The organism is Aliikangiella coralliicola (assembly GCF_007004725.1).
Taxonomy (GTDB): domain Bacteria; phylum Pseudomonadota; class Gammaproteobacteria; order Enterobacterales; family Kangiellaceae; genus Aliikangiella; species Aliikangiella coralliicola.
The window spans coordinates 1-12392 of record NZ_ML660165.1; the positions used below are offsets into that span (position 1 = coordinate 1).

General features: G+C 42.6%; 6 protein-coding genes. 2 read left to right on the plus strand and 4 right to left on the minus strand.

Annotated elements, in window-relative coordinates:
• Together FLL46_RS13460 and FLL46_RS13465 are read left to right on the plus strand one after the other, a co-directional pair.
• Positions 1-3518: RHS repeat domain-containing protein (locus tag FLL46_RS13460; protein WP_142894217.1), on the plus strand; the 3518-nt coding region annotated here is incomplete at its 5' end.
• A 15-nt stretch (positions 3519-3533) separates the two neighbouring features.
• Positions 3534-3821, plus strand: a complete 288-nt coding sequence (locus FLL46_RS13465) for a hypothetical protein (RefSeq protein ID WP_142894219.1) — start codon at positions 3534-3536, stop codon at positions 3819-3821.
• 324 nt (positions 3822-4145) lie between these two features.
• On the opposite strand, the gene FLL46_RS13470 is transcribed toward FLL46_RS13465, so the two are convergent.
• From FLL46_RS13470 to hrpB, 4 genes are all read right to left on the minus strand, one after another.
• Positions 4146-5093: a fibrinogen-like YCDxxxxGGGW domain-containing protein gene (locus tag FLL46_RS13470; RefSeq protein WP_142894221.1), complete on the minus strand. Its 948-nt coding sequence runs from the start codon at positions 5091-5093 to the stop codon at positions 4146-4148.
• A gap of 67 nt (positions 5094-5160) precedes the next feature.
• On the minus strand, positions 5161-9021 hold the full coding sequence (locus tag FLL46_RS13475) for a PKD domain-containing protein (RefSeq protein ID WP_142894223.1): 3861 nt from the start codon (positions 9019-9021) through the stop codon (positions 5161-5163).
• Positions 9022-9257: 236 nt separating this feature from the next.
• Positions 9258-9638: a cupin domain-containing protein gene (locus FLL46_RS13480; RefSeq protein ID WP_142894224.1), complete on the minus strand. Its 381-nt coding sequence runs from the start codon at positions 9636-9638 to the stop codon at positions 9258-9260.
• 183 nt (positions 9639-9821) lie between these two features.
• Positions 9822-12377, minus strand: a complete 2556-nt coding sequence (hrpB, locus tag FLL46_RS13485) for an ATP-dependent helicase HrpB (RefSeq protein ID WP_168204156.1) — start codon at positions 12375-12377, stop codon at positions 9822-9824.
• Positions 12378-12392: the final 15 nt, after the last annotated feature.

The window sequence follows — 12392 nt, forward strand, 5'->3', positions numbered from 1 at the left end:
CCTACGATGGTACGCTTGATTCGGTGAATGAAATTAAGACGGGTTACACCTGGACTGAGAGTCGTCAGCCGGATGTTATCACCACTGATGTACTTCAGGGCGATGGCCAGTCAATGGTGGTGGATACTGATTACAATACATACGGCTTACCGACTTCAGTGAAGACCTATCCGAAAGGCGATGCGAATAACTTCCGTGAAGTGAAAACTACCTATTCCAATGACGGGGAAAACGAAAGCGCGGATGGCTACTTTGTGTTTAAGGTCACTAACGCCTTAGGTCAGTCTTCTTTCTCTCACACTTATCCAGAGCATGGTCAGGTGAAAAAGGTGATTGATGCCAATAGCCTGACAACCGAAACCAAATACGATGCCTTTGGTCGGGTGGAGCAGGTGACACCGCCAGTTGGTCAACCGGCCTACAGCCGCTTTGCCCTTTGTGATGGGGGCTGTGATGGATTAACCGATAGCAATATCAAGTACAAAGTCACCACTTACCAGGCCGGCAGTCCGCAGTCGACTGCTTATAAAGACCAGTTCAACCGGGTGAAAGCCGTCACCACCGAAGGCTTTGATGGCAATTTGATTTATGCATTCACCAAATTTGACAAGCTGGGTCGTAAAACCTTTGAGTCGATTCCGTCATTTGACAGCACGGTGAATAAAGGCACCCATTACCTGAGCTTTGATGTATTAGGCCGATTACTCAAACGCAAGGTGGACCAGGCCGATGGGAAGTCGATGGAAGTGGAATATCAGTATAACCGTCATCGTACCATTATCGATGCCACCGATATGACCACGATGGAAAAGCTGACCATGAAGCGCACACACAGTGCCAATGGCCAGTTGATTCAAACCACCGATGCATTAAAGAAAGTCACCTACTATGCCTATGATGCGATGGGTAACCCGATTGTGCTCAAAGATGCCAACGGTAATCCCATCAAGGCGACTTACAATGCCCTGGGTCAAAAGCAAAATGTGAATGACCCCAACATGGGTATCAAGACATTCACCTACTCACCCTTCGGTGATGTCTTAAGTGAAACCGATGCCAAGAGCCAGACCACCGCTTACACTTATGACAAGTTAAGCCGGGTGTTAACCCGGAAGGTAGGTAATACTTTAGAAGCCTCGTTTAACTATGATGACAAATGTGTCGGCGGCCTTGATACGGAAACCCGTCATGACTCCGGCAGTGATAATTTCAAACGGGATTATGGCTACACTTCCCAGTGCCAGGTTAACCAGGTGAAAACCCATATTGCCGGCACCGATTACACCTTAAAAACTCAATATGATAATCACTATGGTCGGGTCAAAGCCCTCACCTATCCCACCGGTTTAACCGTTAAAAACCTTTACAACGGTTTGGGTTATCAAACCAAAACTCAGAATGCCGGTAATGATTATGTGTATTTCGAGGCCAAACAGCTTGATGCCAGAGGCCAGCTGATTGAAGCCAGCAAAGCCAACGGGGTCTTAACCGAGTGGAGTGACTTTGCGCCGGAAACCGGTCAGATGAAAAGTATCTACACCCATACCAGTAACGGCGGTAATCAACGGCATAAGGTTTATTACACTTATAGCGGTTTTGGTAATTTGATGACTCAGACGGTTGAGAATAACCAGAATGCCGTTTCCAGTGAAACCTATGACTATGACCCGGTGCACCGACTGACAGAGTCGAAACGCACCATGGGGGGCATCACCGATACCATTAGCTATGCCTACGATGCGGTCGGCAATATCACCCGTAAAGATGATTATGGTTCCAGTTACCAGTATGGCACGGTTGCCAGAGGTCAAAGCAATGCCGGCCCTAATGCGGTTTATGCACTGACTAAATCTGGCGGCGGTACTGTCACCTTTGGTTATGACTTAAATGGCAATCGCACCCATGAAAACGATGAAGAAATCCTGCGGTATAACGCCTTTAACAAACCCACCTGGATAAAAAAGAACGGCATAACCAGTCGGTTCAGTTATGGCGCTGACCAGATGCGTTACAAGCAAATCAAAAGTGGTAAACCCAACGGTACGGAAACCACGCTGTATATTGATAAGGCTTATGAGAAAATCCAATACAACGGTGAAACCCAGCATAAGGTTTACCTGGGGGATGCCATTGTGACTTCCATCGAGAAAAACAATAGCAGCAGCCATAAGATAGGTTTTGTGCACCGGGACCGTTTAGGCTCAGTCGTTACTATCACAGACCATCAGGGGAATATGATTGATAACAAATCTTATGACCCGTTTGGGAAACCAAGGAAAGGCAATCTGGAAAGTGTTGAACCACCGACTTTAAGAGATGTGGCTTATCAGAGTGGTTTTATTTCAGAACCGGATGATTTAAAACTCGAAACCAGAAGAGGTTTTACTGACCATGAGCATCTGGATGATGCCCAGTTGATTCATATGAATGGGCGAATCTACGATTACAACGCTGGCAGGTTTCTGAGTGTTGACCCTTTCATTCAATCTCCGGGTAATTCTCAGAGTATGAATCCTTATTCTTACATTATGAATAATCCGTTGGCTGGGACTGACCCAAGTGGTTATAAAATCCAGTGCGGAGAGCATATGTGCGACTTTATAATAAGCGCAAATGAGAAGAAGAAAAAGCCAGGGAACGAAGATAGCGACGGTGATGAATCTGGAGAATCAGATAACGGTGGAGATTCAAATGAGAAGGGTGATGCTCCAGAAGATATTGGTGGTTCATCTGGAAAAGGTCGTTCTGTTGCAGGTCGTAATCCATCGCTACAGACAATCACAGGTGCACAAAACATCCGTGATTTTATGCGAGGAGCGGCATCAACCTTAACTTCTTTCGTGCCTTTCGGTGAAGCTGCTATGATGGCTTTTCAGGGAGATTGGGGAGGTGCTTTTCAGTCCGCCGCAATGGAAGGTGGTATGATGGTTGCCGGAGCGCTGACCGGTGGGATTGCTTATGGGGCTTATAAAGCGTATAGGAGTAGTAAAGCTGTTCGGAGGTTGAAGGAGGTTGTTACTGGAGGGACTAACAATATATTTTATAAAGTTGCTTCTGGAGGAAAAAGAGGTGAGACTCCATTAACTTCCGCGCAGCGGTCTGAAGTTGACGACTACCTAACAAACTTCAATTTAGATGGAGTTGCTATTAGACACGTTGATGACACCAATTTGAATACCGGATATCTAAATGGAGATTTGTTCTCGATACTTAACATCGGTAGTGATGTTATTCCCGGAAATGTAGGGAGAGGGACTCTTACTGCTAATTCTAGAGTTAGTGTTCGTGGCACGTTGGCACATGAGATAGTAGGTCACAGAGAGGCTGCGTTAGCAGGTCGAACCCAAAGTTTGCTCCACTTAGAGGAGGCACAAGCTAGTATTCGAGCAGCTCGATTTGGGCCAGATCTGACGAGTACGGAAAGAATAACATTGTTAAGAGACGGTATAACTCGACTTCATAAAAAAGGGGTCAAGGTTCGAGATGTTAAAGATCAATTGTTTATCAAGAATAGATAATTTGGGGAAACTTATATGAAACAAATCATGAAGGTTGAGGATTCTTTTTCTACAAATGAAGCGGGTGTAATTATTAGTGGAGTCAATCCAGAATTCGACTCTCTTGAACCCGCGGAAATTAAGAAGTATATCGGGAGTAAAGTTAGAATTGTTTCGAACGACGGTCAGGAACTGGAAGCTAATGTGAGAGATGTTGCTATAAGTGAATCACTTGTCGGAAAGAAAAATATAAGTATTTCTTTGGGTGAAATTAAAGATGTTGAGAAGATTGGCCGGGGTAGCATTATTTATATGAATGAGTAAGTAAGGCAGTAACTCAACTAGACACACAACCAGTAACTCAACTAGACACACAACCTATGGTCAATCTCTTACAGTCATTGTAGAAGATTGATCATGACTCAGGTAGCGTGTAGCCTCGATGAAAATCGAGGTTTTCTTAAAACTCGGGAAATAGTTGATTCATTTGCAAAATCTTATTGTTTCCGATTCATTGGAAAATTCAAAACCAGACACTCAACAGTTCGCCAATTTTTTACAAATAAAAAAACTTTTTCTGACAAACTTTCGAGCGAGAAGACATTTTAAAACATTGAACCTCTGCCCTAATAAAAACACGCTATCGAATCACCTGACAAATATAAATAAATTGCTTGCCCAAAATTCCTTCACATTTCCAGGAGGATTAGGAGACAATCCGCTATCAAAAATGGACACTCCTTCTCCATTTTTATGCGTTCCTACTATAACTAATAAATTACTAATTCTTTTGCTCGCATGAAAATGAGTATTTGCATCAGCGCCTATTGTTGAATGGAGTGTATTCCCACCACACAGCTTCCCTTTTCTATGACTATAATTAAACAATACAGACTGGCTGAGACTATCTACCAAAGGAACACAAGCTTCTGATTCCAGATCTCGTATAACGTCCAGCCTGAATACATAACCGCTGGTATAACTCTTGTCAGGACTGGAACTTACCAAAAGTCGAGAACTCAAATCTCTTAACGCTCGCCATTTTTCATCAACTAAACCACCATAGACATAAGCAGGCTGGGACGGATCACTGATTTCCTCTACCAGTTGTAATTCTTCTCTATTTCGAATTTGAACCAAAGTCCATCTTCCCCCTGCGCGTTGCATATCACAATAAGCATTAAAGGGTGGAATGCCATAATCGGGTCCATCAACATCAATTTCATATATTCCTGACTCTGCCTTGTCATAAGCCCTTTTAATATCCAGGCAGCTCCTGGCATAAGTAGGAATTTCGTCTTCACTGCCCTGTAAATCTCGAAAATAAACGTACCTGATTTTGCAACGTTCTTCGTTATTTTTAGAATATCCGAATGTGATTTGACGATCAGTATCTGCAGCGATGATCATCTCCACCCACTGTTGTCCAACGACTGTCTTTGAATCAAATTGAAAAGGCCAAAATTCATCCCCACAAACTTCTGGAGACTGACCATTACTATCGATAATCTTAGCCAAAGCGGTTCCATTTTCCAGAATATAAAAACGCTTAACTTTTCCTCTAAATTCAGCTGCGGATAATGAACTACATGTCATTAAAAAATTAATGCGCCGAAAACGAATTTTTTCATTGCTCTCTCACCTGAAACTAACTAATCACCAATTAAAATAGAACCTTTTTTCGAGAAAGTGCCAACAAACTCAAAAACACAATCGTAAAAAATCCCATATTACCGCCACCACCACTTGAGCCACCTCCCGAGTTTGATTGAACATTTTTAACCCGCACCGATACTGTGTCCACTGATGTTGCACCTTCGTTATCAGTAACCGTGAGTTGAAAGGTCAGCGTTTGATCAGAAGAAATAGAAGGCGCAGTAAAGGTTGGTTTATCGATTGCACTATTACTCAAGGCAACAGATACTCCACTTGTTTGTTGCCAAGCATAGCCGGCAATCTCGCCGTCACTATCGCTACTTGAAGAACCATTTAACGTCACCTGCATTTGCTCGTTTACGCTAATATCATTACCAGCATTAGCGGTCGGCGCAGCATTGACAAAGTTAACCGTCACCTCGACAGTGTCAGATGAAGTTGCCCCTTCATTGTCAGTCACCGTTAACTCAAAAGTCAGCGTTTCATTGGTACTTAAAGTCGGAGCCATAAAACTCGGCTCACTAACATTCGTTTCACTTAAAGTAATGTCAGGTCCACTGGTTTGTCGCCAGAGATAACTGACTATGGAACCATCACTATCGACACTGGCTGAACCATCTAGCACCACCAGAGTTTGTTCATTAACATTCAAATCTGCACCAGCATTAGCCGTTGGCAACGCATTAACAAAATTGACAAGAATCTCGACTGTATCGCTTGAAGTTGCGCCTTCATTATCAGTAACAGTTAACTCGAATGTTAGTGTTTCGTTAATGGTCAAAGTCGGCGCGACAAAGTTTGGATTGCTCGTATTAGCGTTATTCAATGTGACGCTAGTGCCTGTTAACTGGACCCAGGCATAACTAGCAATTTCACCATCACTATCAACACTTGAGGACCCATTTAAACTGACCTGAGTTTGTTCGTTCACTGAATTATCACTACCAGCATTAGCTGTCGGTGCCGCGTTAACGAAGTTTACCGTGATGTTAACAATATCCGTCGATGTTGCGCCTTCATTATCGGTAACAGTTAACTCAAAAACTAAAACTTCATCCTCGGTTAATGTTGGTGCAATAAAGGTTGGATTGCTAGCACTGAGATTACTCAAAGTTACACCGGTGCCGCTTACTTGCCTCCATGAATAAGCAGTTATTTCTCCATCACTATCATTACTCGTAGTACCATTTAGTGTCACCAAAGTTTGTTCATTGACGCGAGCATCTTCTCCCGCATTCGCGACCGGATTCGCATTAACTGGATTAACGGTAATATCGATAGTATCAGTCGCGGTTCCTCCTTCATTATCTATAACTGTCAATGAAAAAGTTATCACTTCACTCTCGGTCAATGTCGGCGTTGTAAAAGAAGGCTCACCGATAATGTCACTACTTAAAGTTACCTGAGTACCGCTGGTTTGTTTCCAAATGTAGCGAACAATTTCCCCATCACTATCATTACTGGCAGCGCCGCTCAAAATCGCTTGCGACTGTTCGTCAACATTCATATCACTTCCGGCGTTAGCTGTTGGCAACATGTTTTCACTATCGGCATTTTGAACATAACGAGCCAACAAAGTTACACCGGAAAACTCATCATCAGCCTTAACATGAATGTAATTCCAACCGGCTTTAACTGAGTTGACGATAACCAACTCATCGTTTGTCGCGGTATTGGAATAATGATCGTAGTCTTGCTCTGAAGGTCTGTTATCATATTTATGTAACAGATCGGCGTTGCCTTCACCATGCTTAAGGCTGATTTGCAAACTCACGTTAACCAGCCCTTCAGGCACTAACAGTTCCATCTGTAGTTGATTGCCACCTGACACGGCATCCAGGCATACTGCAACGCCCGCCTGCATTTGATCGCCGATATATTGACCTGCGGTACAGGCGTCTATACCAACTTGGTCATTCCCTTGTACGTCATCAATATCGATTGGTTCAATTGGCGAATCAGGGCGTGTATCATCGATAGTACAATTCAATGATTTTACTGTTGGTAACCACGCCGCAAAGTCGGCATCAAAAGTTTTATTATCAACCCACACATCAACTAATGTATCTCTATATTCCTGGTATTTTCCCAGCTTAAATAAATTAAGCATCGCGAAGAAGTCACCGTTTTTCTCTTCAAACATAAAACGGGTTGCTAGATAACCCCAATTGTAAATACGATTTGAACCGACGCCATATTCGTTAGTGAAAATTGTGCTTAACGGGTATGTCCCCGCTTCAGCTTGTGCAGCCGCTTCGTCATTACAGTCCTTTCGAGAAATATATTCAGCTATCCCTTCACCATACCAAACGGTTCTGCCTATATCGTTAACATCAGCAAAATCACCTTGCTTAATAAAACGACCATCCAGATAGTGAATATATTCATGGCGTAAATTCCAGATATCAAAAATTGGACGAGCCGGTACATCTTCATAAGCAAAAAATGTTGCCTGATCGCCAGCGACGCTCGGATCGCCTTCTAGATACAAACCGCCGTTATCGGTGCTGGCACCAAATAGCGCGTAACCGTATACGCCCCATTCATGCGCATTATTGAACACGACCATTCGTAGCTTGTCGTTATCATCGGGTGTGACAGGGATATTTGATGTGTTTAATTTGCTGTGAAAATAATTTTCGTGGCTCACTAACGAGCTGCATGCCCAATCGAGTTGCTCCTGATTCATATCCTGAGCCCACATAAACAAAGTTCCAGAAGGACAATTAATACGATCCGCCAGAACGAAATTAATGATCTCGGTTACTTTTGAACAGACATTATACAAAGCACATTGTGCGTGGTAGTTAACCTCAGCCAACGCTTGCAGGTAAGCACGTCGTCCAGAGTCAGCCTTAAGCGGGCCAAAATCACTAAATATTTTGTTTAATTGTTTCTCAAGCTCAGGTCTAAGCGCTTCAAAATGTGCTTCGTTTTTACCCGCATAGACACCTGCTAAATGGTAACCAAAGTTATGTAAGTGAAAATCGGATTTAGTATTATCCATCCAACTGAGGTTTTCATGAATGAAATCACCCATTTTTTTGACAAGTTCAGCGTTAACTTTGGAAGTGCGGCAAGCGCTTCGATTTTGACACTGATACATAACGTCCCAGAATATCGTCGCAAATGCGGTTCCCCATCCGTCAACATTTTCAAAAGACTCGTCATAATGATCGAATAAACTATCAACCAGAAAAACAAAATGTTCACCAACTAACGCATTATTGATATTAATCATTGCAGCGTAAACCAGCTCAGCATGCGCTTGAGTTTTGTCATAAAAATGGCTGTTTGCTGCAAACGCGTTTAATGCTGCGATAGTGGCGGCCTGATTATTGGCAGTCGTTAAGCTTCGATTATCAAAATAATAAAATGCTTTTATCCAGGTATACAGTCCTTCTAAATAACGGTCAGGGTCAGTTCCCTTATATTCTTCTGATTCAACTTTAGCGGCACTTGCCACATTAAGAATATTCGCCTCGGTAAAAGTCCCCTCCCTGACCGAAAGCGGCGCTTCCTCAAATAAGCGATTAATACAGTCAACACCTTGATTGATGATCGCCGTCAACAATGCAGTACCCGAGGTCACAAAGGCATTGTCGTCACAAACATTCGAACGACTCATTTTATCGAATTGGTAATCTGTGGATTGTTCCTTTAAATGATGTGCATTGACTGGCAGGGCATAATCTGGAACTCGAACCGAGTCGGCATCTTGTTTTTGGAAATCTTTGTGTCTATGAAAATCCTCGTGTTTGTTAGCATTCACAACACCACTAACGGGTTTTAGTTCTCTCGCGGCATGAGTTTCACAAACACCAAAGACGATTAATAAAACTGATAATAAACGTACTTTTACACTCATTGACTATTTATCCTTTTTAATAGCAGATCAAACTTGTCGCCTCATCAAAATTGAGGCGTTTAAAACCAGGGTTTGAATTTCGATTGGAAGAACTTTCTCTTCAAATAAGATGCAACCAACAACTACAAACAAAATCTTAACTTATTCTGGCGCCAAATAATGTATAAAAAATGTAGCAAATGCAACTTGTATTATTAGGTGGTGCTGGCGGGAATTATTGCTTCTCTGGCTGGTACCTATACATCCCCGGTAGGAATAATCGCAGCGGTTTCCATCATAAGCACCAGAGTTTTTTCAGGCGCCCTGGTTTTGTGGACGACTCCCTTTGGTATCACATAGCCCTGTTGAGGACCTAGCTCTACAGAATCTTGTCCTTCAATGTCGATGATTAATTTTCCGTCCAATGTAAAGAAAAACTCATCTTCATTATCATGCTTATGCCAGTGATACTCACCATGAAGAATTCCCAGCCGAACGACCGAATCATTAACCTGACATAGTGTTTGGTTGTACCATTGATCAGTACACGACTGAACGAGGGATTGAATATCGATCACTTCTAAAGGGTTGTGAAGAATATTCATATGATTAACATAAGGGTATTTTTTATCAGTCATCTAACTAATCTCCATGTAAATTTCTACCATCGTTATAATCAGTTTAAAGAAGAAATCTCTTCAATTGGCAATTCTTTTAGAAACTCCGCTTTTACGACTCAGCCTTGTTGTTTACAATCAGGTTGCTTTTATTGAATGCAAGATTGACGTCTGACCAAGGTTTTTATTTCGCATTGATATCTGTTATTTTTCAAGGCGCTTTTTTGTATAACGAGTTGCCTGTGCAGTCAAAGGATCATCCGGCCACGGATGCTTTGGATAACGCCCTTTCATTTCCTTTTTAACATCCTCATAACTAGTTGCCCAAAAACTCGCCAGGTCTTCGGTAATTTGTAAAGGTCGCCTGGCCGGTGACAACAAATGAACTCTTACCGAGAGTCGCCCCTCAGCCAACTTAGGCGTTTCTTTTTCTCCAAACATTTCCTGCAGTTTAACAGCGAGAATAGGCTTATCACTACTGGCATAATCTATTTTGACTTTAGAACCACTCGCCACTTTAATCGATAATGGCATTAGCTTATCCAGCTTTTGCTGCGTGTTCCAATCGAGCATACTTTTTAACGCCTGCGACAAAGTACTCTCAGTTATGTCAGATAATTTATACATTCCGGTTAAATAAGGAGCCAGCCACTGCGTTACCGTATCAGTCAACGATTGATGACTCACATCTGGAAAATCATTTTGATACTCTGCTAATTGGCGCAATTTAATCAACCTTTCTTGCCACTGTAACAACTCTGGAGTCCAGGGCAAATTTTCGATCCCTTGTTTGAGAACGCCTTGCAACAAACCTGCGGTGATTAATTCAGGCTCGAGGTTACTCAATTTTTTCGAATCTAATATTATTTCGTCCAACCGCGTATTCAGTTGCGCCTTTACCGATAAACTCTTGTCGTCCCATTTCACATCGCGTGTTTGAGTGATTCTATCGGGAAAAAAGTTTTCAATGTCACTTCGAGTAATCGCTGCGGCCTGAAAAATTTTTGTCGCTCGCCCCTGGCCACCTAACTTAACGACAACCAAATACTCATCGACCATTAAAAAGTCATCAGGCACTTGTGCACCACTACCGTTCGCGAGTAAATATCCTTGCCCTCTTTTTTGTGCGATACGATCAGGAAACACCATCGCTAACAACACAGGCAATAAATGCGTGATTTCTTTTGGTTCTCTCTGGACACTACCCGATTTTTTTTCGATTTTATCGAGCTTGCGGGCGAGCACTTTTGACTGGCTCAAGATAAGTTTTTTAGTTCTCGATTTAAAGTTCGGCTCAAACAAAATATTCAATCGGTGAGAAAAGTCAGGGTTGTTATACTGGCCATTATGCTGACCTTGTAGAAGATCTTTTTCCTCTAACATTGCAGCGATCAGACATCCTAACTTGCCGGCTTTTAGCTCAATCGATTTAATCAACATGTGGCCAATTCTAGGGTGTACGCCTAATGATAAAATGGCATTACCATGACGAATCACTTTTCCCTGTTCATTCAGTGCGCCGACTTTTTTTAACAAATCCTGTGCCTGATTGAATGCACCGGTATTTGGTTGATCTAATAAACTAAGTTGCTCTGGGCTTGCAACACCCCATTTCGCCAACTCTAATGCAAATTGAGCGAGATCGGTTCGTAGTATTTCCGCGCTGGTCTCTTTTCTTAAGGTGTCAGACTCAGCCCAAAGTCGAATACAACTTCCAGGTCCAAGTCTGCCTGCCCGACCGGTCCTTTGAGTTGCAGACGCTTGAGAAATATTTCGCGTACGCAACCGATTAAAACCTACATTCGGGTCGAACTCACTCTGGCGCATTAGTCCGCTGTCGATAACACAATCTACGCCTTGTATGGTTACGCTCGTTTCAGCGATGTTAGTCGAAAGAATTATTTTGCGCACTCCAACCTCTGGCAACAATGCTTTTCGCTGTTCTGAAAATGGCAGGTCACCATAAAGCTCCACAACAACCAATTCGCTATCATCACTAAAAGACTCTTGAATAATGCGATTAGCTTTTTTAATTTCACCGATCCCCGGCAAAAAAACTAAAATATCGTTATCGCTGGTTTCTAAAGCGCGATTAACTGCATTAGTGAAAATATTCGACCAATCCTGATGCTGTTTTGGAGCAACGTATTCGATACTGACGGGATAATTTCTACCTTCACATTTTAACAATGGCGCATTTTGCAATAACTGGGCGATGGACTCAGCATCTAAAGTTGCAGACATCACCAACAACTGTAAATCATCCCTCAGCGTTTGCTGCACTTCAATTGAGAACGCCAGCGCAATATCAGCGTCTAGACTCCTTTCATGAAATTCATCAAAGATTATTAATCCCGTCTCTGCCAATTCAGGATCTGACTGCAGCATTCTCGTTAATATACCTTCGGTAATAACTTCGATACGCGTGTGCTTTGATATTTTTGACTCGTTGCGGATCCGATAACCAACAGTATGACCAACTTTTTCGCCGAGAATATCAGCCATTCTCTCAGCAGCATTGCGCGCAGCCAATCGGCGTGGCTCGAGAATTAAGATTTTTTGATTTTTGGGGATATGGTTTAATAATGCCAGTGGTACAACGGTAGTCTTGCCTGCACCGGGCTCTGCTTGTAAAACCAGGTTAGCATGAGATAAAAAGTTTTTACTGATCCCGTCGAGATGTTCGACTATCGGTAGATCGAGGTTTACCAGCTTATTTTGAAGAAATTCGACCGTTGGCACAGATTGGATTTTAAGCAAATAAAAAGTGATGCC